This window comes from Flavilitoribacter nigricans DSM 23189 = NBRC 102662 (assembly GCF_002646595.1).
GTDB classification, from domain to species: Bacteria; Bacteroidota; Bacteroidia; order Chitinophagales; family Saprospiraceae; genus Flavilitoribacter; species Flavilitoribacter nigricans.
Genome location: NZ_PDUD01000020.1, coordinates 217,640 through 243,521, shown reverse-complemented (window position 1 = coordinate 243,521; position 25,882 = coordinate 217,640). Strand labels below are relative to the sequence as shown.

14 protein-coding genes are annotated in these 25,882 nt (G+C 51.3%); 6 read left to right on the top strand and 8 right to left on the bottom strand.

Translation table 11 applies throughout. The annotated features are described in order from the left end of the window. Positions 1 to 124: 124 nt before the first annotated feature. Positions 125 to 700 (bottom strand): RNA polymerase sigma factor, encoded by a 576-nt coding sequence (locus tag CRP01_RS15020; protein ID WP_099150876.1) that lies wholly within the window; start codon positions 698 to 700, stop codon positions 125 to 127. A 160-nt stretch (positions 701 to 860) separates the two neighbouring features. On the opposite strand from CRP01_RS15020, the gene CRP01_RS15015 reads away from it, so the two are divergent. The 5 genes from CRP01_RS15015 to CRP01_RS14995 all read left to right on the top strand — a co-directional run bounded on the left by CRP01_RS15015 (position 861) and on the right by CRP01_RS14995 (position 6,774). Continuing rightward, positions 861 to 2,297 carry an SLC13 family permease gene (locus CRP01_RS15015; RefSeq protein ID WP_099150875.1) on the top strand — a complete coding sequence of 479 codons (1,437 nt, stop codon included), beginning with the start codon at positions 861 to 863 and terminating at the stop codon, positions 2,295 to 2,297. Positions 2,298 to 2,312: 15 nt separating this feature from the next. Then, a complete protein-coding gene (locus CRP01_RS15010; protein WP_099150874.1) occupies positions 2,313 to 3,485 on the top strand; it encodes a porin family protein in 1,173 nt (390 codons plus the stop codon). 134 nt (positions 3,486 to 3,619) lie between these two features. Continuing rightward, entirely contained in the window at positions 3,620 to 4,390 is a 771-nt protein-coding gene (locus CRP01_RS15005; RefSeq protein WP_143473392.1) for a helix-turn-helix domain-containing protein, read from the top strand. 146 nt (positions 4,391 to 4,536) lie between these two features. After that, on the top strand, positions 4,537 to 5,721 hold the full coding sequence (locus CRP01_RS15000; RefSeq protein ID WP_170110379.1) for a porin family protein: 1,185 nt from the start codon (positions 4,537 to 4,539) through the stop codon (positions 5,719 to 5,721). 402 nt (positions 5,722 to 6,123) lie between these two features. Then, positions 6,124 to 6,774: an FKBP-type peptidyl-prolyl cis-trans isomerase gene (locus CRP01_RS14995; protein ID WP_233752687.1), complete on the top strand. Its 651-nt coding sequence runs from the start codon at positions 6,124 to 6,126 to the stop codon at positions 6,772 to 6,774. Between the two features lie 261 nt (positions 6,775 to 7,035). Here CRP01_RS14995 and CRP01_RS14990 read toward each other — a convergent pair whose 3' ends face one another. After that, positions 7,036 to 7,437 carry a hypothetical protein gene (locus CRP01_RS14990; protein ID WP_099150871.1) on the bottom strand — a complete coding sequence of 134 codons (402 nt, stop codon included), beginning with the start codon at positions 7,435 to 7,437 and terminating at the stop codon, positions 7,036 to 7,038. A 255-nt stretch (positions 7,438 to 7,692) separates the two neighbouring features. Between CRP01_RS14990 and trmD the strand changes: the two genes are divergently transcribed. Next, entirely contained in the window at positions 7,693 to 8,376 is a 684-nt protein-coding gene (gene trmD / locus CRP01_RS14985) for a tRNA (guanosine(37)-N1)-methyltransferase TrmD (RefSeq protein ID WP_099150870.1), read from the top strand. 14 nt (positions 8,377 to 8,390) lie between these two features. On the opposite strand, the gene CRP01_RS14980 is transcribed toward trmD, so the two are convergent. From CRP01_RS14980 to CRP01_RS14955, 6 genes are all read right to left on the bottom strand, one after another. Continuing rightward, positions 8,391 to 9,584, bottom strand: coding sequence for an RsmB/NOP family class I SAM-dependent RNA methyltransferase (locus CRP01_RS14980; RefSeq protein WP_222845743.1), 1,194 nt, complete (start codon positions 9,582 to 9,584; stop codon positions 8,391 to 8,393). 139 nt (positions 9,585 to 9,723) lie between these two features. Next, entirely contained in the window at positions 9,724 to 11,448 is a 1,725-nt protein-coding gene (locus tag CRP01_RS14975) for an IPT/TIG domain-containing protein (protein WP_099150868.1), read from the bottom strand. After that, positions 11,445 to 12,548 carry a hypothetical protein gene (locus CRP01_RS14970; RefSeq protein WP_099150867.1) on the bottom strand — a complete coding sequence of 368 codons (1,104 nt, stop codon included), beginning with the start codon at positions 12,546 to 12,548 and terminating at the stop codon, positions 11,445 to 11,447. Before CRP01_RS14970 ends, CRP01_RS14975 begins: the two co-directional genes overlap by 4 nt. A gap of 154 nt (positions 12,549 to 12,702) precedes the next feature. Next, entirely contained in the window at positions 12,703 to 13,113 is a 411-nt protein-coding gene (locus CRP01_RS14965) for a hypothetical protein (protein WP_099150866.1), read from the bottom strand. Between the two features lie 694 nt (positions 13,114 to 13,807). Next, complete coding sequence (locus CRP01_RS14960) at positions 13,808 to 21,031, bottom strand: SdrD B-like domain-containing protein (RefSeq protein WP_099150865.1); 7,224 nt, start codon at positions 21,029 to 21,031, stop codon at positions 13,808 to 13,810. 485 nt (positions 21,032 to 21,516) lie between these two features. After that, the gene (locus CRP01_RS14955) at positions 21,517 to 25,764 is read right to left on the bottom strand and encodes an SdrD B-like domain-containing protein (protein ID WP_099150864.1); all 4,248 of its coding nucleotides are present in this window, start codon (positions 25,762 to 25,764) and stop codon (positions 21,517 to 21,519) included. Positions 25,765 to 25,882 lie beyond the last annotated feature (118 nt).

The following is a 25,882-nucleotide window of genomic DNA, read 5'->3' as shown; positions in this document are numbered from 1 at the left end:
CTTTTCCGTGTATAGGATGTAGCGATGTTCGCTCCCCCCCTATACCAGCATCAATTTTTTTTTCAGTACCCGGAAATTTATTTTCCCGGCCGGCCGGAGCCCCGGTAAACGGGTACCCGTACGATCAGTCAAACCACGTAAAAATGACCAGCAGGATCAGATTCAGGTATTGTTGTAACTGTTCCCGCAGCACCCGTAGTGCTTTCCCCATCTGGTTTTCCACCGTTTTGATGGAGATCTCCATTTTATCCGCGATTTCCTGATAAGTTAGTTCTTCAAACCGGCTCAGTTGAAAGACCGTCCGGCAACGCGGGGGAAGATTGTCGATAGCCGCCCGGATCTCCGCTTCCAGTTCGGAATGCAGCAATTGTTTTTCGACATCCGGGGCGAGTTCCTTATTCGTTTGCGGATCCAACTCCTCGATATACACCTTGTTCTTGCGCAGGTAGCCCAATGCTTCGTTAATGGCCATGCGGCGCAGGTAACCGTTGAGTGAAGAATTGATCTGAAGGGTGTTGCGCTTTTCCCAGAAGCGGACGAACACCTCCTGGGCGAGATCCTCTACCAGGGCGTGATCGGAAATAAAGCGACGAATGGTGGTACATACCGGCAGATAGCACTGATCGAACAATTCCTGCAATGCAGATTGATCATCCTCACGTAAGCGTTCCAGAATTTGCTTGTGATCCTCAGTAGGCATAGGTGTCATTTGGCTGCCCGCCAGTATGATGGTTTATTTCAGCTACAATGATAAAAATAATGCTTTAATCATAGCTGAGCTATCGACAGAATGATACAAATGAAAGACTTTTGGACCAATAGTGCGCTAGAATTTCCCATATTTGGGAAAATTTTAAGGTATGAGTCTGCAAAAAATAGGGTTAGTGGCCGGGCCGCTATTGCTGATCGGCATTTTGATGTACCCCCGACCGGAAGTTTTTAGTCCGGACGCCTGGCGGGTGATCGCCATCGCCGCCATGATGATCTGCTGGTGGGTTACCGAAGCCGTACCGCTGGCCGTGACCGCCATCCTGCCGATGGTGATGCTTCCCCTGTTCGGGATCGGTTCGATGTCCGATGCGACGACTCCTTTTGCCAGTCCCATCGTTTATTTGTTCTTCGGAGGATTTATGATCGCTCTGGCCATGGAAAAATGGGACCTGCACCGCCGGATTGCCCTGAATATCGTGCGGATCACCGGCACCAATGCCAATGGTATACTCCTTGGTTTTATGATCGCTACGGCCTTTCTGAGTATGTGGATCAGTAATACGGCCACCACGGTCATGATGCTGCCGATCGCGGTATCGGTGATCGATCTGCTGACCAAAGGTAAAACCGAATACGCTCCGAAAAGCATTCGCAATTTTGCCATCAGCATGATGCTGCTCGTAGCCTTCGGCGCGAATATCGGTGGTACGACCACTATTATCGGGACCCCACCCAACGTGGTTTTTGCCGGCGTGATGCGTACCAACCATAACATTGAGGTCAGTTTTGCCAGCTGGATCATGCTGGGCGCTCCTTTTGCGATAGTGCTGCTGGCCCTGACTTATGGGCTCATCGTAAAGGTGCTCTACAAAAACGGCCTGGGTAACTTTGCCGGCGGCAAGGCCCTGATCCGGGAAGAACTCAAAAATCTGGGGAATCCTTCTACCGGGGAGATCCGGACGCTGATCGTTTTTGTCAGCACCGCACTTTGCTGGATCTTCCGCAAACAGATCAATGGCCTTCTGCCGGACGGCACCAGCATCACCGACCCGGAGATCGCCATCTGGGCGACCATAGCCTTATTTGTGGTGCCCGTGGATTTCTCGAAAGGTAAATTTTTACTGTCCTGGAAAGATACCGAAAGGCTCCCCTGGGGCATATTGCTGCTGTTCGGTGGTGGGCTCAGCCTGGCGGCCGCTATGGAAAGTACCGGTTTGATCAACCTGATCGCCGATCAGTTTTCCGGGATGGAAGAGGCCGGTTTTTGGGTCATTCTGGGGCTCGCAGCCGTTTCGCTGTTTATGACGGAGGTGATGTCCAACGTCGCCCTGGTAACGATCCTGTTACCGGTAGTCGGTGGGATTGCCGTGGGCATGGGTATCAACCCGCTCTACGCCTGTATTCCGGTGACCCTGGCCGCGAGTTGTGCCTTTATGCTGCCGATGTCTACGCCGCCCAACGCTATCGTGTTTGCCAGCGGTTATATCAGTATCCCGCAGATGATGCGGGCGGGGGTGGTGCTGAATATCTTAACAATAATCCTCATTGCTATATTGAGTCAGACTTTAATTCCAATGATCTTTTAGCCGAAAATTAATTTAATGAAACGCTACTTTTTCTTTCTGATGTGCCTTCTCTTTATAATAAATCGCGGTGTGACCCAGGAACCGGGTCCATTCGTCCCCGGCTATTATATTACGTCCAATCAGGATACTATATTCGGATTTATCAACAATCGTTATCAACCGATCCAGGCGAATACATTTTTTTATAAACCCACACTGGATACTAAGGATAACCGGAAATTGGTACCGGAAGCAATAACACGGATCTATTATGAGCCAAATTTCCACTATAGATCAATGACCGTTACTAAATCCGGTAAGGAGAAAATAGTGTTTATGCGACAACTCGTCAGCGGTTATGCTGAGCTTTACCAGGAGTTGGGTCCAGGTCAGCCTATCTATGTATTGACGCTGGAAAGTGGCGAAGAGGTTCAATTAGAAAGACAAGATTCAATTATTGAAGATCACGTTAAATTGGATCGTGAATATCTCGGCAAGATGAAATATTTATTCCGGGATTGCCCGTCAATTGTGCAAAACTATCGCCGAATCAACTATACCCAAGAGATGCTTGCTCGATTAGTGCACAATTATAACCGGTGCGCTCATGCCGATGAAAATTCTGAGCTCTATATCAATCGACAGAAGTTACGAGTCAGTATCGGTGTACAAGCGGGAATTTCCCACACCATGGCTGAAGGCAGTAGTGGTACACTTGCTTTTGAAGGAGACGGAAGCGGCTGGAATGCCGGGCTTTTGGCGGAATTTTATTTTCTCAGACAGGTCGCTCTGCGAACCGGGCTCACGTATTTCACTTACGCTGCGGAAACCATGAAGGAATTTTCTTTCGGTACAGACTATTTTAAGCATGAAGTCAGTAGTCTGGAAATCCCGGTAAATATAAAATTTCAGTTTAACCAACGTAAATTCACCCCGTATCTATACGGAGGTATGAACATTCCCCTCACTTTTGGAGTCCGGGAAAAATTCCGTCGCTTTGCATTTGGAACCTTGAGTATCGACCGGGATCGGGATCTATTCAAAGAGACTATATTGTTCACTATAAATGGTGGTGTCGGGATAAATTACCGGGTTTTCGACCGCAGCCTCCTCTTCATTAACTTGGATTACGATTACAAAGATGTTGGCTTGAATACCGGTAGCTTTCGCCCCCAGCGATTCACCCTATCAGCGGGTATTTTTTTTTAGGCTTTTCCTAGAAGCACTCGAATAATATTTATAGATTGTATGAAGAAAATCAAAAAAAATATTACGTAGCTCCGATTCCAATAACCACCATTGCTGTGCATGGATTATACCGATTAAACCGTCTCTCCGGCTCGGTGGCAACCGGGCTCCTACAGGTGCCCGATCAGCGGTTTTACCGGCTTTGGATCGTCGAAGATCACATCGATTGGGCAACCGGTGTCCGGAACCAGGAGCTTGACTTAGCCGAAACCCTATGGTTTTTTCCGAAACACTTTAAGCCGGGCATTCCATTACGGGAAGTGGAAGGTTTCACTTTCTGGTTTGATGATACCTTTTTGACGAATAATCCCATGCTGGAGCGGTCTCTAAGGCAAGCGGCATGGGGCGCTCAGAAACCTTTTCTAATATCTTCTATTTCCACCTTTCCGGCCATTCGCAATCTGTGCCACGATCATCAGGAATATTTGTCCGGCTCCCCCTACCAGCAAAATTCATTAGCCTATACCACCGCTACCCTCCTGGTGCTTCACTTATGGCAGGTGATAAGGGATCAGTTTCAGTTCGTTACGGCAGGCCATAAATCGGCCTGGACAACCGCCTTCCTAAGTTTGATCGAAGAACATTACACCCAGCAACATCAGCCATCCTTTTACGCCCGGCAATTAAACCTGAGCCTGCCTACCCTTCGTCGCCACTGCCGGGAAGCCCTGAACCAGTCTCCTTCGGATCTGATCCAGCATCGACTGGTAGAGGAAGCTAAGCGCTTATTACTCGACAGTGATAGCTCCATCAAGGAGATTGCCTTTTCGCTTGGGTTTGAGGATGAATCTTACTTCGTCCGTTTTTTTCGGCAACAGGTATTGCTGCCGCCACGGGCCTATCGCAGGTCCTTCCTGCCACTATAGTGGTTCTGCCACTACGAGAAAATGAACGTTTTGTCCTGTAAAATCGCGTTTTTGCCCTATTACTATATCGCCGGATGTGGACAATTTTGCTTCATAAAAACCTGGTATTTCAGGTAAATTCAAAATCATCAAATTCCGGCAATCAAATGACAAGATCTTTCATCTTTCTATGCGTTTCTCTATGCTGTATTGCAGGCGCTCCCCTCACCGCCCAAACCGGTGAATACGTACGGGGCGGATATGTCTCCCTTTCCGGTGATACCACACACGGGTATATTCAGGACCGGCTTAAGGTAAGTCAAAGCAATGCCTTTATGTTCAAGGCGGATCTCGCACAGACCTCGCCGCAACAATTCTCTCCGGAACAGGTCCATTCCTTCTTTTACGACCCTAATTTCAGTTACCGTTCCCTACCGATTACCATAGAGGAAAAGACAGAGCTGAAGTTCCTCCGCCAACTGGTGACCGGTTATGCCGGACTCTACGAATACAATACCGTTTCCGACCCGGTGTATGTCCTGACCAAGGCCTCCGGCGAAGTGGTCCAGTTGGAGAAACGGGATCGGATAGAGGACGGTCAGCTGAAAAGTGATAAAGGATACGAAGGGCTTATCAGATATACACTGAGGGACTGCGAATCATTAATTTTACGGGGCGGCCGCATCGAGTTCACGCAAGGTGCCCTTACGAGCTACGTGCGTCGCTATAATCAATGCGCACACCCGGAAACGGCTACCCAATCGCTAACCATCCCGCGCCGGCTCCTGGTAAATTTCGGGGTGTTGGCCGGCAAAGATTTTATCAAAAGCATTGCTAACAATTACAATGCTGCCCAGCCGGTTTCTAAAGGCAACGGTGACGGCATACAGGCCGGTCTGCTGGTCCATCTGTCTTACTTTGAAAATCTGGCATTTCGTACCGGTGTGGTCTATCATCGCTTCGAATTTACCCAACAGACACCCTACTCTCTCGGTACCTTGATTCATATCAACCAGTTTGAGCAACTGGATATTCCCCTGAATCTTCGGTATCAGTTCGGCAAGGGCAAGGTCAGCCCGTATTTCTTCGGAGGGACCAAGATTCCCGTTTATCTGAAAAAAGACCTGATCACCCAAAGAGTCAAACTGATTGGAGAAGTGGAAAACACCACGGTGGACATGGAGATTTACAAGTCCTTCCGCTTTAACGGCGGTATCGGTACTCGCCTGAAGTTTATTCCGGGTACTAATGTCGACCTCAGCCTGGAATACGAACAGATAAACGGTGAACTTAACGATGCGCGCCATTTTGAGACCAATGCCATTTTGGTGAGCTTGGCAGTATTGTTTTAAAGATAGTGTTAATACCCGGCTCACCCGGCAGATTGAACTTAGAAAGCGGTAAATAACGACGAGATCGACCCGGATGTCGTTCAGGCCTTTATTTTCAGGGCCGGGATCGGGAGGAACTTGAAACCCTTTCCGGGAAGCAGCTCAACATTAACATTCATCTGCAATACGAACAGTTCAACGCAGAATTGGCCGATGTGCGGGCTTTTGGGACCAACATACTGGTGGCGAGTGCGGATTTCCTGTTTTTAGATTTGGACAGTGCTTAGCATACTACTTTACTTAAAGCGGTTTGGGGAAATCCTAAACCGCTTTAAGTATAGTATAGATTATGGTCAGGCCTCAGGTTATGAAATACTTTCCCTACCTTTGCGCGCGTTTTAGCACTCAAACAAACCAAATAACATGAAAGCAATAGGCATACTGGCATTTTGCCTGATGTTGACTATTTTTTCTAATGCACAAACCAATATGGATTCATTAAGTTACAGTCTGGGCGTATTGATGGCCCAGAGTCTACAAAAGCAAGGTATTTCAGAAATTGATGTTGCTTCCTATTCCAAGGGAGTTCAGGATATGGTCGCCGGAGGTGAGCTGGATATCGATCTCAGCAAAGCCAATCAGATCGTTCAGGAATTCATGCAGGCCCAACAGGCCAAGCAGTACGAAGGAATTATCAATAAAGGAAAGGATTTCCTCGAGCAAAACGGCCAGCGGGAAGAAGTTACGGTTCTGCCGAGCGGTCTGCAGTACGAAGTGTTGCAAGCCGGAGACGGCGCTCTACCGCAACCCACGGACCGCGTGACGGTACACTACCACGGTACGCTGCTGGACGGAACGGTTTTCGATAGTAGCGTGGATCGCGGCCAGCCGGCCACCTTCGGGGTAACCCAGGTTATCCAGGGCTGGGTGGAAGGTCTGCAGTTGATGCCACTGGGATCAAAATGGAGATTGTACATCCCGTACGACCTGGCTTACGGGGAGCGGGGTGCCGGTGGAAAGATCGGACCTTACTCTACTTTGATCTTTGATGTGGAACTGTTGAAGATCAACTAATTGTAAATACTTTGCCGGAGGGTATAAGGTCGGTTGGTAGTAAGTTTGCCTAATTGAAGGGTAAACGCTCTACACGACTTTATACCCTCTTGCTTATTCGGAAAGATGGAAATAAGTTTTTCCGATAGGTAATGTTATGATTCTGTTTATTCCAGAAAGGAATAGATGACCTCAGATCCCGGGAATTGGTTGGAGTATTCGGCCGGAATCTGAGATCCGCGAAGTTCTAGTATTTTAGATCAAACGCGATACGGGGATTGCTTAATCCTCAAATCGATACAGTCCGTTCTTGGTACTTTTCCAGGTATGGTTACTCTCCCAGAGTTCCACTTCTTTGTTGTAACGGCGAATGGCTTTTTGTAATCTTTTTTCCACCTCGTCCACCTGAATGGTCATCTCCCGCTGTCTTTTACGGAATGCTTCCACTCTCGCTCTTTCCATAGATTCGCGATGACCATCAAAGAACCGCGACAGATCGTGGGTGCATCTGTTTCGGGGATGGCAGGTATGGGGAGCGGCCTGCGGTACGTTTACAGAACTGCGGAAACGGTTGAATTCCAATTGCTCGATCCGTTGGTGTTGGAAGTAGATCTGCCCCAGACTGAGGCCAAGTAAAAGACTGAGCGCACCGATGATCAGAACAGCGTAACGAATATTTGACATGGGTTGGATGTTTTTTGAGGTATGGACGATCCGGATGAGTAAAAAGTTTTAACGCGTTCTAAAATAATTATTATTCCGCAGATCGGCAATCCCCCCGGATGTCATTAATGCATTTTTAACATAATATGGAAGTTTAAAAGACGACCAAGAGCGTGAGTTTGATAGCGAATTTCCTGCTTACAGTCTCGACCGGAGAACAACTCGCAACAAAAATCTTGACTATATTTGTGGCCGAAAAAATGACAGAAGCTGATTATGCAAATTGATATCATCTCCGTTTTGCCGGAATTACTACACAGTCCGCTGGAACATTCCATCATGAAGCGCGCCCAGACTAAGGGGCTGCTGACGGTCAACCTGATCGACCTACGCGAATACGGGCTTGGAAAACACCGGCAGGTGGATGATTATCAATTCGGTGGCGGTGCGGGCATGGTGATGATGGTGGAACCTCTGGCCGCCTGTATTGATCGCTTACAGGAATCCACCACCTACGATGAGATCATCTACCTCACTCCCGACGGCAAAACGCTCAATCAGGGCATCTGTAACCGTCTGTCTCTAAATAACAATCTGCTGTTGATCTGCGGCCACTATAAAGGTATTGACGAAAGGATCCGGGAGCACTACGTCACGATGGAGATCTCGATCGGAGATTATGTGCTTTCGGGTGGCGAGCTGGCCGCAGCCGTGCTGGTAGATTCTCTGGGACGCTTACTGCCCGGTGTACTCAACGATGAAACCTCCGCGCTTTTCGATTCCTTTCAGGATGATCTGCTCGCCCCGCCCGTGTACACTCGTCCGGCGGAGTTCCGCGGCTGGAAAGTACCGGATATCCTACTGTCCGGAAACACGCCGAAGATTGAAGATTGGCGCAACGATCAGGCCATGGAACGAACCCGGCAACGGCGTCCGGACCTGCTGGGGGATGAAGATTAGGAAACCGGATGGCCTCAGTTTTCCCGCTTTTTGAGCCGGGCCATATAGAAACCGTCAAAGCCTTCATCCTGCGGCAGGATGGTCCGGTCCTCTTCGAGTTCGAATTCCGGATGGGTTTCCAAAAAACGGTCTATCTGTTTTCGGTTTTCACTCGGTAAAATGCTACAGGTGGCATACACCAGCAATCCGCCCGGTTTCAGCATACGGGGATATCGGTCCAGGATGTCCGCCTGCTCTTTCCGTACTCTTTCTATGAAGTCATTACTCAGTTTCCATTTGGCGTCGGGATTTCTCCGGATCACGCCCAAACCGGAACACGGAACATCGAGTAGAAGCCGATCCGCTTTGCCTTCCAGCCGCTTGATCACTTTCGAATTGGTGATCGGTCGGGTCTCCACGATGTGAATGCCGTTGCGGCGGGCCCGTTTCTTCAGCTCATTCAGTTTCCAGGCGGCGGTATCCATGGCCAACAGCCGACCTTTGTTCTCCATTAGTGTAGCCAGATGAAGCGATTTCCCACCGCCGCCGGCGCAGGCATCGACCACCTGCATACCCGGTTCTACCTGCAGAAAGGGCGCCACCTGCTGGGAGGAGAAATCCTGTACTTCAAACAATCCCTGCTTGAAAGCTTTGGTAGCGAAGAGATTACGCCTTTTGGTGACCAGTAAACCGCCGTTCTCAAGGGTTCGGGTCTCAATACCGTCTTTGCTGAGTAGTTCGGCCAGTTCAGCGGATGTGGTCTTTAGTTGATTAGTCCGCAGTACGACCTGGGCCATGCGGTTGAGCGCCGCGATGCTTTCCGGCCAATGTTCACCCAGTTCGGCGGCACCCCGTTCATCCAGCCAGTCGGGGATCGATTCCCGGATCTTTCGGTCCTTCAGCAATTCCGTTTGCCGCTTTTTGATCTGTTCCGCATCGAGCCGGGAAAATTCTTTCCAGTCGGGCAGGGCGCCACCGGCCAGCAAATAATAGACGCCGAACATTTCCCACCAGTCTTCCTCCGTTTTTGGTTCCTGGCCCAGTACGGTATAGAGCAGGCGGTACCAACGAACGATCTCATAGACACTTTCCGCCAGAAATGCCCGATCCCGGGAACCCCACTTCGGGTTGGATTTCAGCAGACGCTGAATGACCTTGTCTGCATAGTAATCTTCGGTGAAAATGGTTTGCAGCGCAGACACTACGGCCTGCACCAAATTGGGATACAATCGATTCGTATTTTTTTTACCCATGCGAACTTTAAGCCCTTGAATTGATGATGATGCAGGCAAAAGTAGAATAAAAATAGCTTACAGCACCATTAAATCACCGGGATCAGTTCGATCGCAGCTAAAGGTTTCCGCCGGTCTAAGGCTGAAATTTATAAAGTCCGGAAACGCAAGGATCATCCGGATTGTGGAATTCGGCCAGATAGGCCTGATCGTTAAACGTAAAAGCCACCCGATCGCTGTAATTGTAGGCTCCGCAGCCCGGGAATGAGCTTACCGGACGCCATTCTCTCCGCGCGTGCAGGTATTTGTACAGATATCTTCCGGATTGCAGAAGATAGTTCGTCCCTCCGTGCGAGAAACCCAGAAATTCACTGCTGTTCAGGATGACCCGGTTCGGATGCAGGAAAGTCCAGGTATCGAGATCGGGAAAATAGCGCCAGGTTGCCTGATCATCCACAAGCAGGAATTCGCCATCCTGCTCAAAAGCAGATCCGGCGTACGCAAATTTGGCCGGAACGTCCTGTTTACGAATAAAGGTCCGGTCATCCGGTCGGTAGGTCCAGACCTCTCCCCATCCGGTGATCACGTAAAAGCGGTTTCCCCACATTACTCCCGTCGCATACTGGAAACTAAAAGGCATCACCGTTCCTTCCTGCCATTGGCCGGAAGTAAGATCGTATTCCCATACCTGGCCGCTAGTACCGGTGAGATCTGTTCCCTCCAGTACAATGAGCTTTTGGTTGTACACGAAGCTGAGGTTGCGCCCATAATGGATACCCTCCGGGATGGCTCCCAGCGTTGTCCACTGGTCCGACAGAGGATCATAGTCATACATTCTTTGGGCAACCGGATCCAGCACGTATCCCTTTCCGCCGTAGGTAAACCCATTGTGGGCCCAGGCCCCCGCCACCGGAACTTCGGACCGGCCTTCCCAGGATCGTTTGATCGTAAAGGTTTCCCGATAAACTGCCGATTTTTGGGCCGTGAATAACTCCAATTCTCCCGCAAAATCCGCCAAAAGGCTGTATTCTACGCTCGGTACGATGATCGTCAACTCTTCATCGCTGAGAGCTACAGTGCCGGCAGCTTCCCCACCGATCCGCACGTAGACATCGGTACCATAGGCACTGAAGTGTTTACCGCGGATCGTTATTTCCTCTCCGGGAAATGCGTCGATCCGGGAGATATTATCAATCTGCGGTCCCAGAACCATAAACTTTTCGGGAGCCAGAACCCGGATCGCCCCTGCCTGACCGGTCAGTCCGATCTGAAGCGCTATTTCCGCAGCTCCGTGGTAATTGGTGACGGGCATTTCGAAAATGAGCGTATTTTCTGTGCTGGAGATCACTTTAACCAGTTCACCCTGGACGTAGATCAGGTTCTGCTCCGGATCGGTACTGAGGTTGATGGCCGTCAGTGTTACCAGCGTACCGTCCGTTCCGGAAGCAGGGGTAAAACTAAGGATGCGGGGTACGGCATTGCCGACACTGATAAACTGCCGGATATTCCCCATGACCAGTTGATCAGCCGTTTCCACAAAAGCCCGGTAAGTGTAATTGACTCCAGCGGGTAAGTAGGTGGCCAGGCGATGGGAAAATTTGCCCTCCGCCAGATTGCCAGTGACCGAGATACGTTGTTCGGTAGCGTCACTGCCGGACCACAAAAAGCCGTAAGACTGGATCGGCTGGGTGCCTACCGTAAATAACTCCCCGTAAAAGGTCACCCCGCTTTCATCCATTTCGAGTAGTTCGTCCGTGATCACTACCGGATAGGCTTTCGGGTAGGGAAAATCTTCTTTCGTACAGGCGTTGAGCAGCGGTAGCAGTAAAAAGGGAAGCCGGATCAGAGAGTGGTTTTTCATAGGTTGACTTTGATTTTGAGGTAATTGGCGTTCAGACCGTATTTTTCCTTACTGCTTAGTCGGTTCCCGCTATACTCAAGGGCCAGGTAATGGCCAAAGTGGTAAAATAGCTGGATGCCCCCGCCGTACTGAAAACCGTAGAATATACCGGGCTGGGGAACGAGCTGATCCGAATAATCGATGCTAACAGTGGAACCGTCAATGGTGGCCTGCAAAAATTTAGTTTCGGGGTCGATCGTGTAGGACACGGCTCCTCCGGCCAGCAGATAGGGCCGCACACTGCGTAGATCAAAAGTATACCGGGGAGTTAGACTCCACTGAATATTCGACAGTTTGATCTGAATGTCCTGATTGATACGGGGTGAGAGTAGCTCGGCCGCAAATAAACTTTGACTAAATCCGATGGAATTGGTGAGACTTAGACCAGGTAGTTTCCAGATGGGCTGGTCTATGAAAAGGGAGAGATCCAGATTGGTTGCAGTCAGAGAGCGGCCCGCCGCCAGTATTTCGGGAAAAATTCCCGCGGGCAACTGCAATTCCTGTTGGCCATACCCTACACCGCCCCCAAATTGGACAAAGGGTACATTTCCACATTTTTTTCGGTTGAAAGCGCGGACAAAATAAGTCAATGACGCTTTGGTATAATGGATCAGTTGGTACTGCTGCTTCAGCTCCGGGCAATAGCTCGTTCTTAGTTGAATAATATGTTGGAAGGTAACCGGATCCAGAGGGATCAGGGTATCTGAAAACAGATAAAAGCGATCGTGCCCGGAAGCCAGATGGTAAAGTTCGAGCTCACCGGTTTCCAGTCGTTCCAGAAAAAAGCGTTGGTACTGTCCACCATTTGCCAGTGGAAAGGATCTAAAAACCCGGCCGCCGTCCTCTTTGAGGCCAAATTCACTGACCTCGTCGGCGGAAAAGATCTGCTGACCTTTTTTACGGGACCTAAATGCTACTTCGGTCGGTCGGAGTGGATCGTAGCGGACTTTTTCTCCGGAAAGCAAGGTGTCGCCACGAATGACGTAATCACCGGATTGGGCTTGCAGTTGGGCAAGCGAAAACGCGGCTATGATCATAGCCAGCAGGGAGCAGCGCTTCATACCCTTTATTGGATTTAAAAGTGTTGATAATCAGATATGACGCTTGAAGTGGGAAAGGTCACTGGAAAGTGGGGGGATTATTTTTGGATGGTTGATGGTGGACGGTTGACGGTTGATGGTCGAGGGTTGACGGTGGATGGTTGAGGGTCGGTTGTCAGGAGATGGAAGCGTCTTTGCGGCGACGTTCGAGTTCCTGTTGGATGATGGAGCGAATGAGGTTGGCGTGGCGGCAGTTGCGGTACTGATAGCGGCAATAGAAACTTCCGGTGGCGAAGATCAGACCGGCGACGGGGATCATATACAGGAAAATCCGTGCCACTGCATGCCAGCCAAAAGCATTGGAGAGGAAATAAGCACACACCCAGAGGGGAATGGAAACCAGGAAGAGGAAAAAGTTGCGCTGAAGGTTTTTGGAGATCTCCTCCTGCTGCTGCAATTCGTCGGTCAGTTCGTACAATTCCTGGTTCGAATAATACTGGGGACCAACCTCCAGTATCATCAGTAAGTCGTCACTCACATCTCGTTCGATGCGCCGAAGCTGCCGTTCCAGGAAAAAATTTCTCATGACCTTGATTGGAAAATAACGATTGCGAATTTAATTAAAAAATAAAGTTACTGCAACTACTTCAACTCCCTTTTTCAATTAAATCTTTATAGCTTAACAACGAGCGCCAAAAAAGTTTATTTCTGGGATAGAAAAATTTCTGACTGAATTTCGGCACTGCTTCCGCCGGTCCCTGCCCCGATTAAAAAATATTACCTCCAAATTCCCCGAGATCGGTCTCCGGGTTCTTCTCTCCTCCTCCAAAATGGTAAAGCCGCTGCTCCGGTAATCGGGCAACGGCTTTCATGTCTCATTAAGCAGCAAACTATATAAAAAATATTAAAACCTTTTGGGATTATGGTGTCTTTCAAATACACTTTTCGAGGAACTTTCAAAGCTGGACATAATGAGCATACCTTTCCCCTGCCTTCCTTGCAGGTCAGATGGTTAGCATTTTACAACGATAGTAGCCTAATTTTTTTGGTTTGATTTCGGAGTACCTTCAGGGTACCCATTGCTCTTTTGGAATCCGGTACTCTGCTTTACGGTGTACAAAAAAAAAGGTTACACGAAAAATCCATTTTTTAGAAATTTTTATTAAAAAAATTCAACTATCAAATTTACTGATAATCAGAGCTATTAAATATTAAATGCCCCACCGATCAGAACCGGCGGGGCATTCAATGCTAAGCGATATTATCCGGAAATATTTCCATTAATATTTTACCAGACGCAATGCTTTTATGTTCGTCTTGCCGAAGCGCACCCGCAACAGATATACTCCGGTAGCAACGTCCGTCAGGTCCAGAGCGATCCGGGGGCTGCCCGCAACTACCTGGTGCGTTTGGATCAGTTGCCCGCTGGAGCTTACCAGTTCAATGGTGACATCCTCATCGAAGGATTCGAATATCTCCAGAATGGCCTGGTTACGCGCGGGGTTCGGATACAGCAGGGCCAGTTTGGATTCACTGAAGAAGACCACTTCCTCGGTATTCGAATACCATTCGTTACCCTGCGTGTCGCTCATTTTCACCCGGTAGAAGTTCCGGCCCATTTTCGGCGCCACCGTCAGGTACATGTACTGCAGATCTTCGGCGGTAAAACCGGCCGGCTCGTTGTTCGGCCCGAGTACCATGAAGTTCTGACCGTCCTCGGAATATTCCACCGTGAAGTCCAGGAGGTTGCCCTTCTTGATCTGCCAATCGATGAGTAATTCACGGTTTTCCTCATTGGTCACTTCCGTGTTGATGACAAACCCTTCGCCACAGATGGCCGGGTTGTTGGTCACCACGATCCGTTTGGTTATGCTGGACGTACAATCATTCTCTGTAACCGTCAGTTCGATCGTGAACGTACCGAAAGAAGTAAACTTCACGTGGGCTTCCGCACCAGTGGCCGTGGCCGGCTGCGCCCCGGGACCGAAGTTCCAGGAAACTTCCGCTCCTTCGCTGATCCCCACTGCTTCGTAGGTAGCTACCTCGCCGACACAAATGGTGGACTGGCCAAAGATCTCCGCTACGGCTTCGTCGCCGACCAGTACCGTTACGATGGTCGTTTCCAGGAATCCAGGACAACCTTCCCGACGGGCACAGCGCGCAAAGCGGGTCGTTTCGTAAAGTACTCCCGGATCGTAAGTTGGTGCATTACTATTCGGAATGAGGGTCCAGGTAGCCTGGTTGAAGGGTCCGTCCTCCGTACTGTACATCCAGAGGTATTCGATCTCCCCTACTCCACCCGAGGCCGGAGCCAGGCTGACAAATGGCGCCGCATCGTTGCCCGGTCCGCACAGATACTGATCGTATCCGATCGCTCCCGGATTCGTAATGTTGATACACTCGCGGGTAAATCCGGCATCAAAGGTGAAGTTCATTTCCCCGTCTTCGATGGTAAACGGCGGGGTCATGAGGTTGACCGGGTCCATATCGCTATCCAGTGCATCGTCCGAACCGGCATTGGCAATAGTAGGCTCATAGAATTCCGGCTGTCCGAAAGTGATCTTGAAATCACCCGGCGGCACCTGGAACATATACATCCCCGTACCGTCGGTAGTGGTGGTGGCCGTGAATGGATTATCGCTGTTCAGCTCGGTAATGCTGACTTCCACACCGCCAATTCCGTTTTCGCCGGCATCCTGAATGCCGTTCTCATTCCTGTCGTACCAGACCAGGTCTCCGACTTTGGCCAGGCACTCGTTGTTTACAACTATTTCCTGGAGGATCGTAGCGAGACATTCTTCCGGATCGTCCGGCGTGAACTCAACCAGTAATTCGTAAGTTCCCAGTTCCAGACTGGACGGATCCAGTTCGGTGATCTCTACTCCGTCCAGATAGAAGCGTACAACGCCCGGGACGGAGGGATTTGCCGATAGAGGGACCGGTTCGTCACCGGTACAGACGTCTGCACCCGGGAATTCTTCTACATTGATCGTCGGATATTCACAGATATTGGAAATATTCAGCGTATCGATGCCATTCGTTGCAATGGTCGAATACAACAACTCATCGACCAGAATGAACTCGTATTCATAAACACCCGGTGATACTTCGACCAATTGGGTACCGACCGGTACCGGAATGGGCGCTGCCGGGGGAGCCGGACTATCCAGCGAGTACATGCCCGCATTGCTTAGGATCGTCCAGGTGCGTCCCGGATCCGCCTGAATAGACAGGATCTCACTGAACTGCCCGTTGTCCTCGTTGGTGGCGTTATTCAGACAGGTACAGGGATCCGCGATCGCTACCGAGGACGGAATGTAAAATCCGGCATCCAGGGTCAGATTCATCTCACCGTCGGCTACCGTTACACTCTGGGTCATCAGCATATCGGGATCGCTATCACTGTCGACCGTATCGTCCCCTCCGGCGTTTTGCAGGGTCGGGATGTATCCGGCCGGTTGTTCAAAGGTTACTTTGTAACTACCCGGAGGCACCAGGAACATGTACATTCCGTTGGCGTCCGTAGTCGTCATGTCGATATAAGGATCTTCCACACCCGTTTCGGTGACGGTTACCTTCACCCCTTCGATACCACTTTCGTCCATATCCTGCACACCATCGTGATCGCGGTCATCCCAGACGAAGTCCCCGATCTTAGCCAGGCAGTCCTCCAGAACGAAGATCTGTTCCACAATGGTAACGATACACACATCAAAGGTCTCCGGTGTGAACTCTACGCGGAATTCGTAGGAACCCACCTCCAGCGTAGATGGATCAAATACTGAGATCGGTTCATTATTGAGGTAGAACACCGTGGTACCCGGCACCGAAGGCGTAGCATTCAGCACGATCGGATCATCCGCAACACAGGCTTCCAGCGGAGGCAATTGCTCCACATTCACCGTCGGATAGGCGCAGACACTACTGTAACTCAGTGTATCCAAACCATTGGTAACCACAATTCTGTACATGAATTCGTCCACCAGTTTGAACCTGATCTCGTATAAGCCCGGTTCGTCTGTCTCTACCATGGTCGTTCCAAGGGGCAGGGGTATCGGTGCCGCCGGAGGAGCCGGACTGTCCAGAAGGAACATGTTCTCCTGCTCGATGATCGTCCAGGTCTCTCCCGGATAAGAGCGAACCTCCACTATTTCCTGGAATTGTCCGTCCAATTCGTTGGTCGCATTGTTCAGGCAGGTACAGGGGTCACCGATCTCCGCTTCGGGGCGGAAGTAGAATCCGGCATCGATCGTAAGGTTCACTTCTCCGTCGGCCACGCTTACTTCCTGGCTCATCAAGGTCATCTGATCCGCGTCGCTGTCAATGGTATCATCCGCACCGGTATTCGGCATCACCGGATTGAGTCCTTCCGGTTGGCCGAAGGTCACCTGGTAGGTGCGATCCGGCGGTACCAGGAACATATACATCCCGTTCTCGTCTGTAGTCGTTGCATCCGTATATGGATTTTCTACACCCACTTCCGTAACGCTAACCGGTACGCCCGGGATACCCGGTTCTCCTTCATCCTGAATGCCGTTGCGCATAATATCTTCCCAGACAAAGTCACCGATCTTGGCAAAACAGGTGTTGACAATGGCCAGACTTTCGATCTCCGTAGCGATACATTCATCTTCGTCATCCGGTGTAAATTCTGCACGCAGGGTGTATTCGCCCAGACCGATCTGCGCCGGATCGAGGACGGTGATCTCCTCGTCGTTCAGATAAAATCTAACCGTACCCGGAATAGAAGGCGAAGCCGTCAGAACGATCGGGTCGTCCGAAATACAGATCTCCGGTCCGGGGAAATTATCCACATTGAGGGTCGGATAAATACAGGTATTGGTAAAACCAAGCGTATCAAAACCGTTGGTAGCCAATACGGTATAAGAAAACTCATCCACCAGTCTGAATTCAAACAGATATTCCCCAGGCACTTCGCTTTCCAGAATAACCGTTCCAACCGGCACCGGTAGTGGTGCAGCCGGGGGAGCCGGGCTTTCCATCAGGAACATATTCTCCTGCTCGATGATCGTCCAGGTTTCGCCGGGGTAGGAACGGATCAGTACTTCTTCGCTGAACTGGCCGTTCAGTTCGTTGGTGGCATTATTCAGACAGTGACAGGGATCGGTGATCGCTCCGGAAGGCGGATTGTAAAAACCGGCGTCCAGGGTCGGGTTAAATTCACCCGGGCTCAGCGTTACCGTGGCGGTCATACCAGCCATATCGGGATCTGCATCGCTGTCGAGCGCATCGTCTCCGCCGGCATCCAGTTGGGTCGTATTGAATCCTTCCGGACCAACAAACTGTACGGAATACGTACCCGCTTCCAGCCCCACAAAGGAGTAAAAGCCGTTCATATCCGTCAGGGTACTGTCGATCACACTGCCTTCGTCATCTTTCAGTCTTACCCGCACGCCGGCTATGCCGGGTTCGTCCATATCCTGTAAGCCATCTTTATTGATGTCTTCCCAGACAAAATCGCCCAGACCGGCCAAAGCGATCAGATTGAAATCACAGATGGTCGTACAGCCCACGGCGTCCGTGACGGTCACCGAAAATACGCCACCGTCCAGGCCGTCGATCACGGCCGTAGTATCGCCGTTGCTCCACAGGTAGGTGTAAGGACCAACGCCGCCTTCCGCCACTACTTCCAGGGAACCATCCGCACCGAGTACTACGTCGGAAAGCTGGTTGATCGTGCAGATCAGAGCCGGTGGTTCGCTGATGGTACCCGTGGCGGAAATGATGCAACCGTTGGCATCCGTTACAATTACGGTGTAAGTACCTACCGGTACGCCCACCAGATCTTCCGTTGTTGCGCCGTTACTCCACTCAAAGGTGTAAGGAGGCGTACCGCCACCTACCGTAATGGATATGGCACCATCGCTTTCGCCGTTACAACTAACATCCAGCAAAGTGGCGGCCAGGTTGAGCAGTGGAGGTTCAACAACCGTGAACGTTTCCATGGCGGTACAATCGTTAGCATCCGTGACGGTTACCGTATAAGCGCCGGCAATCAGATTGTCCAGGTCTTCCGTAGTTTGTCCGGTACTCCAGGCAAAGGTGTAAGGCGGAGTACCGCCCGAAACGGTAATATCCACCGCTCCATTCTCGTCACCGGTACATAAAATATCCGAAATCAGGCCGTCGATCTCAATAGCCGGCGGTTCGGAGACAGTTGCATTGCTCACAATAAAGCAATCGTTGGCATCGGTGATGGTCACGGAGTAGTCACCAGCCGGCAGATCACTGATATCCTGCGTAGTTTCGCCATTGCTCCACGCGAAGGTGTAGGGCGGTGTTCCGCCCGCCGCCGTGAGGCTGATACTTCCGGTGGCATCACCAAAACAGAGCGGATCAACCGGCACCAGCGTGGCGGTAATATCTTCCGGTTCGCCGATCTCTACGGTGCCTTCGGCCGTACAGTCGTTGGCATCGGTCATAGTCACGGAGTAGGTACCCGGAGCCAGTCCGGTAATGGTCGCTCCCGTAACCCCCGTGCTCCATTCAAACGTATAAGGTGCATCACCACCGGATCCCATAGCGGTTGCGGTTCCGTTCTCACTTCCCGGACAATCGACGTCCTCGGCGGTGAATGTAATTTCTAGATCATCGATCACCCGGATCGTAAACATTCCTTCTCCGGTACATCCCAGCGCATCCGTGACGGTCACCGTATAGGTTCCCGAACCCACACCGGCAATCGCCTGCGTTTCGGATCCGTTGCTCCATTCAAAAGAGAAAGGCTCCGTACCGCCCGTTACCGTAGCCATTGCTGACCCGGTGCTTCCTTCACCGCAGACAATGTCGGTACCGAAGGTATTGACAGTCAAAGCGGGCGCTTCATTTATATCCCAGCTATCTACATCCGTACATCCGGCAGCATCCGTCACCGTGACTGTGTAGGTTCCGGCCGGCAGATTTGCAATAGTCTGGGTGGTAGCGCCGGTATTCCAGACAAAAGTGAATGGCGCAGTGCCGCCGGTCACTTCCGCGCTTACCGTGCCCGTTTCGTCGCCGGGACAAAGCACTTCCGTGCCGGTCGCTTCCACGATCACTGCCGGAGGTTCACCGATAGTGACCATGCCGACGCCTTCACACTGATTGGGGGTGGTAACGGTAACCGTGTAAGTGCCGGCGGCCAGGTCTTCGATCGTCGGGGTGGTATCGCCGGTACTCCAAAGGTAGAAAAAGGGGCCGGTGCCGCTAACGGAAGTAACCGTTGCACTACCGTTGGCACCTTCGCAAATACTTACATCGGTTCCTTCAACTTCAACCACAAGGTCCGGTGCCGGTAAAACGGTAGCCGAGGCCGTATCCTGACAGCCTACCGCATCCGTTACCGTTACGGAATAGGTACCCGGGGCGACACCCGACTGCACCTGGGTGGTACCACCGTTGCTCCATTCGTAGGTATAGGGCAGCACGCCATTATTAACCGTTACGGTCAGGAAGCCATCATTGGCGTCCGGACAGGTTTCGGGGGTAGGTGCGACCCCGATCGATATTTCCGATTGATATTCTAATGAGATACTGTTGATATCCGTACATCCATTTGCATCCGTGATCGTAAGCGTGTAAGTGCCCGGGCCGAGGCTTCCCAGATTGGCCGTCGTCGCGCCGGTGCTCCAGGCGTAAGTATAAGGCGGGGTGCCGCCGGCTACCGAGGAGGTTACACTACCGTCGGTCTCTCCCACACAGGTAGGATCGTTTTTACCCAGAGCGATCTCAATGGCGGTCTGGGGGGCTACGTTGCCGTTGGCCGTGGCGGTACAGCCTTTGTCATCCGTTACCGTTACCGTATAGGTACCCGGCGCCAGATCGGTGATGGACTGCGTATTAGCTCCATTGCTCCATTCGTAACTCAGCGGAGGGGTGCCGCCGATCGGCGTAGCCGTCAGGGAACCGTCTTCTTCTCCCGGACAGGAGATGTCATTCACTTCCACATTGACTTCCAGTGGATTATACTCCAAAGTGACGCAATTTACGGCACCGCAATCGTTTTGATCGGTTACCGTAACACAGTATTCGACCTCCGGATTAACCATGATCATGGAGGAGGTCTCTCCCGTTGACCATCGATACATGTAAGGCCCGAAGCCACCGTCAGGAATAGCCATAGCTTTCAGCGGCAATTCACATTCCTGGGTCTCGAATGAGACCACTAACAGCTCAGGTTGCAAAATGGTAATACTTCGGCTGATAAAACTCGCCGTAGCGTCCGTCACCGTAACGGAGTAGGTTCCAGCTACTACTTTAGTCAGCAGATCACCTTCCGTACCGTCACTCCACACAAAGGTGTAAGGACCGGTACCACCTACGGCAACGGCCCGCACATTTCCGCCGGGTAACCCGTAACAACCGGGTTCGGCAATGTCAGTGAAAGCAACATCCAGCTGGGCGTGTAAGCTTGATGGTGAGAAACCTACGATGAGGCAGATCAGGGTTAAAATGGCACTTAGGGATAGACGCCGATGGGTACCAAGAGGGAAACAGTTACTCATGGATAATCGAATAATTTGTTAGTAAAAAGAAATCGCGTTTAACCGCCGGGATACACGTATCCGGTCAGGTCAACAATTTTTATCCTAATGTGAGAAAACAGTGTTTGTTTCACCGGAGCATGCATCTCCAATGAAAAGTGTTGGGAAGGGAATAATGCGTGATGTTTGGCCAATTTTGTGTACGGTGGGGCAAATTGGCCTTATAGAAAGTGTTCCTTAGTGAGAAGAAAAACCGCTTCATGAGCGATTTTGGACAAAGAAAAGTAAAATATGGCAAAATTTCAAATATCTATAAATAGAATTTGCGATTTTATACATATAAATTTTCGAGATAGCTAAGTGATCCAGGAGGCCATTCCGCTAAAATATTAACCAGAGCAGCCGGTTAGTCCCCTTTCCACTGTGGATTAGCGGGACTAACCGGCATGCTGATCTATACTTTTTCTGCGTTTGCTCTTCCAGGAGGAGGAGCAGACAGTCGTCTGTTAATGTTTCACCAGGCGCAGCGTTTCCGTCCGGTCGCTTCCGTAATCGATCTTCAGGAAGTATACGCCACCCGGATAGCTGCCCAGGTCCATTTCGATCCGCTGGTCATCGGCCGAAGCTTTCCAGGTCTGGAGCACCTGTCCGGTGATGGTAAGCAGTTTGAAATTCATTTCTTCCTCACCGACTTCGAAGAGCTCCAGAGTTGCCTTTTGTCTTACCGGATTGGGGTACAGGAGCACCGATCCGGAATTGTCGTGGAAAACGATCTCTTCGGTATTGGAATACCAGTCCGTTCCGCGTTCATCGGTCATTCTGACCCGGTAATAGTTGAGTCCAGGTTTGGGTGCCTTGACGTGGCAGGCGTACAACAGCTCATTCTCCACCTCGGCTACCGGGATCGCATCGATGCCGATCGGCGTGAAGTGTACGCCATCCACGGAATGCTCGATGGTATAATCCAGTCTCATAGCTTTGGTGCCGATCCAGTCCAGGCGGATCTCCCGGGTGATCTCACTCTCAACTACAGCAGCGATCTCCAGTCCTTCTTCACAAATACCGTTATTATTGATCACCAAGACTTCTTTGGTACCGATGGCTTTGCAGTCATTTTCGGAAACCGTCGCACCGATCGTAAAGGTGCCGAAAGAGGTAAAGCGGACTTCCGCCATATTTTCCGTAACGGAGATCTTCTGGATGCCGGGGCCGAATATCCATTCGATAGTCGATCCCTCGACGCTGCTTACTCCCTGAAAGATCACGGGCTCTCCCACACAAACGGTGGCCGGACCGATAATCTCCACAAAAGCGTCATCTCCGACGGTTATCTTTACAATGCTGGTTTCCAGGAAATTCGGACAATTCTCCCGGCGGGCGCAACGGGCGAAGTAAGTTGTTTCAAACAGAATATCGGGATCGTAAGTCGGGGAATCGGAATTCGGGATCGGCTTCCAGGTGGCCGCGTTGAAGGGGCCTTCCTCTGTGCTGTACATCCACAGGTATTCGATCTCGCCTTCCCCACCGGAAGCGGGTGTCAGGCTGACCAACGGATCCGGGTTATTGCCGGGGCCACAGATGTACTGATCAAAACCGATAGATCCCGGATCCGTGATATTGATACAGTCGCGGGTATAACCGGCGTCAATATTCCAATTAAATTCTCCGGGAGTGAGGATGATGGCAGCAGTCATTCCCGTCATATCTACATCACTGTCCACTTCATCGTTTCCACCGGCATCCTGCTTCGTAAAGCTGTAATTTTCCGGCATATCGAACTGCACCCGGTAGGTTCCGGCTTTGAGGGCAAAGAAGGCATAATATCCATTGCTGTCACTGACGGTTGAAGTAACCTCTACACCCGCAGCATTCAGCAGCGTGATGTTTACGCCGGCAAGCGGTGCTTCGTCTGCATCCTGAATACCGTCCTTATCGGCATCAATCCAGACATAATCACCCAGACCGGAGAGAGGGACCAGTTCCAGCTCACAGGAAGTAGTACAGCCGTTGGCATCGGTCACGGTCACAGAATACACGCCGCCGTCGAGGCTGTCGATCACCGCTGTAGTTTCGCCATTACTCCATTCGAAACTGAAAGGTGCGGTTCCGCCTTCCGGAATTACTTCCAGGACGCCATCGCCTCCAAGCGTTACTTTACTGACTTCCATTACCGAGCAGACCAAAGTGGCTACTTCGGTAACCGATACCGAATCCTGGGTGACACAACCGTTGGAATCGGTCACCGTCAGCCCGTAATCGCCCGGACTGAGATCAGAAATGTTATCTTCCGTACTGCCGGTACTCCATTCGTAGGTAAAAGGCTCGGTGCCACCGTTTACCGTTACGCTAACGGCTCCGTCCTGACCTCCATTACAGGATACGTCTTTGACGTCAAAATCCAGGGTGAAGGGTGCCGGAGGTCTTACCGTTCCCGAACGAACGACAAAGCAATCATTCGCATCCGTTATGGTTACGCGGTACGTGCCCTGTGGCAGTCCGCTGATATCTTCCGTGGTATCGCCGGTACTCCATTCAAAAGCGTAGGGCGGCGTGCCGCCCATCACACTCAGATCGATAGCGCCGGTGGAGTCTTCCTGACAAACCAGGTTCTGAACGTCCAGAAAACCGAGGATCGGAGATGGGCTGCTGATGGTAATGGTATCCCGGGCGGTACAGTTATTGGCGTCCTGCACGGTCACCACGTAGGTGCCCGCACTCAGTTGGGAGATGGAATCGCCGCTGGCGCCGTTACTCCAGAAATAAGAGTAGGGTTCGTCGCCTCCGGTAGCCGTAGCCACCGCACTGCCGTCCGTTTCTCCGGCGCAGGAAATGCCCTGCCCCACGATCTCGACGGCCAGATCATCCACAATTTTTATGTCAATGGAAGCACTACCGCTACACCCGATAGAGTCGGTTACCGTAACGGAATAGGTGCCGGTGAGCAGACCAAGAATGGCCCGGGTGGTGTCTCCCGTGCTCCAGATATAGGTAAATGGTTCCGCCCCTCCGGATACATTGGCAAAGGCAGAGCCGGTATTTCCCTGGCCACAGACTACCGACAAACCGCCGATAGTTACCTCCAGCGCTTCCACTTCTTCGATCACCGCCGTTTCCGACACCGAACAACCGGTAGAGTCCGTCACCGTTACGGTGTAGGTGCCCGCAAACAAGCTGTCGATCACTTCGGTCGTATCGCCGGTGCTCCACAAAATATCAAACGGCGGTATTCCTCCGTTTACCGATACCATCAGCGATGCGGTGGAATCTCCCGGACAGAGTAATTGTTGCCCCGTAATATCGATGTCCAGTGCAGTGGGCTGGTTAATGGTGACGCTAGCACTTGCCGTACACTGAGCGGCATTGGTTACCGTCACGGTGTAAGTACCCGTTTCCAGGCTATCGATCACGGCAGTGGTATCTCCCGTACTCCATTCGATGGAGAAAGGACCTTCACCACTAACTACCGTTACCGAAGCCGTGCCGTCCGTTTCGGAGCAGCTACTCGGATCGGTACTTTCCGTTTCAATCTCAAAATCCGGCGCCGGTTCTACGGTTACGGAGGTCGTATCCTGACAACCTACCGCATCCGTAACGGTCACAGTATAAGTACCGGGATCAACACCACTAAGAGTAGTGGAGGTATCTCCGGTACTCCAGATAATATCGTAAGGACTTACCCCGTCGGCGGGAGTCACGCTGGCGGATCCGTTGCCGTCGCCCGCACAGGTTTCCGGTGTAGCCGTAGCTTCTATCGTTAATTCGGACTGGTAGGCCAGATCAACCGTCGCTTCGGCGGTACATCCGCTCGCATCGGTCACCGTCAGGATATAGTTTCCGGGGCCAAGCTCAGCGATGTCCGCTGTTTCGGCACCGTTATTCCAGAGGTAAGTATAGGGTGGCGTTCCGCCGCTTACAGCGGACTGGATATTGCCCGTGGTATCTCCGGTACAGACCGGGTCCGTTTTCATCAGGTCGACCAGCAGATCTTCTTTCGGCAGTATTTCACCGGTGGCAATTTCACTACATCCGTTCGCATCGGTTGCGGTTACTTCGTAGGTCCCCGGTGCCAATCCCGTTATCTGCGGAGTAGTCGCCCCGTTACTCCAGCTATAGGTTATTGGCTCCAAACCACCGTCTACAGTCGCCGTCAGACTGCCGTCATCCACACCCGGACAACTGATCTGTTCGGCCGTTACGCTCACGGAAACGTCGCTTAGGGTTACCGTGGTACAGCCAAAAGTGGTGCAATCATTTGCATCCGTGACGGTCACGCAGTATTCAACTCCGGATTCAACGGTAATGGTTTGACCGGAGGCTCCGGTTGACCACTGGTAGGTGAAAGGCCCCGTTCCGCCCCAGGCCTGGGCGGAAGCTTTCAGCGGCAGGGAGCAGGCCCGGGCGCTGAAGTCGACCGTCAGCAATTTAGGCTGACGCATGAAAAATTTCTTTTCGGCCATATTCCCCTCCGCATCGGTCACCTTTACCGTATACACCCCGGATTTAACCCCGGAAAGGACCGGTCCTTCCGTACCGTCACTCCATACGTAGGTATAGGGCGGCACCCCGCCGGTAGCTTCGGCCCGAACACTGCCGTCGGCATCGCCGTAGCAGGTGGGGATCACGACATCGGTACACGTAATGATGATTTTGGACAGATCCTGGGAATAGAATCCACCCGAGAAGAGGAAAAGTAGAATTAGTGCATTTAGGGATAGCAGCCGCTGGCCACTTCCCTTAGGGAATCTATTATTCATGTTGGGTCGACAATTTGTTATAAATAGCTGCCTTTCTTTTCTGTGTTTCCAGCTACAGTTGCTCTTGCTTCTAATATTTACCAATAAAGCAGACGGAATACAAGTGGGGTTGTATTAT

Excerpts from the sequence above, each read along its gene's own strand:
- CRP01_RS14955 (WP_099150864.1), bottom strand. The coding sequence starts at position 25,764 with ATGAATAATAGATTCCCTAAGGGAAGTGGCCAGCGGCTGCTATCCCTA.
- CRP01_RS14960 (WP_099150865.1), bottom strand. The coding sequence starts at position 21,031 with ATGAGTAACTGTTTCCCTCTTGGTACCCATCGGCGTCTATCCCTAAGT.
- CRP01_RS14995 (WP_233752687.1), top strand. The coding sequence starts at position 6,124 with ATGAAAGCAATAGGCATACTGGCATTTTGCCTGATGTTGACTATTTTT.
- CRP01_RS15015 (WP_099150875.1), top strand. The coding sequence starts at position 861 with ATGAGTCTGCAAAAAATAGGGTTAGTGGCCGGGCCGCTATTGCTGATC.
- trmD (WP_099150870.1), top strand. The coding sequence starts at position 7,693 with ATGCAAATTGATATCATCTCCGTTTTGCCGGAATTACTACACAGTCCG.
- CRP01_RS15010 (WP_099150874.1), top strand. The coding sequence starts at position 2,313 with ATGAAACGCTACTTTTTCTTTCTGATGTGCCTTCTCTTTATAATAAAT.
- CRP01_RS15020 (WP_099150876.1), bottom strand. The coding sequence starts at position 700 with ATGCCTACTGAGGATCACAAGCAAATTCTGGAACGCTTACGTGAGGAT.
- CRP01_RS14965 (WP_099150866.1), bottom strand. The coding sequence starts at position 13,113 with ATGAGAAATTTTTTCCTGGAACGGCAGCTTCGGCGCATCGAACGAGAT.
- CRP01_RS14990 (WP_099150871.1), bottom strand. The coding sequence starts at position 7,437 with ATGTCAAATATTCGTTACGCTGTTCTGATCATCGGTGCGCTCAGTCTT.
- CRP01_RS15000 (WP_170110379.1), top strand. The coding sequence starts at position 4,537 with ATGACAAGATCTTTCATCTTTCTATGCGTTTCTCTATGCTGTATTGCA.
- CRP01_RS14970 (WP_099150867.1), bottom strand. The coding sequence starts at position 12,548 with ATGAAGCGCTGCTCCCTGCTGGCTATGATCATAGCCGCGTTTTCGCTT.
- CRP01_RS14975 (WP_099150868.1), bottom strand. The coding sequence starts at position 11,448 with ATGAAAAACCACTCTCTGATCCGGCTTCCCTTTTTACTGCTACCGCTG.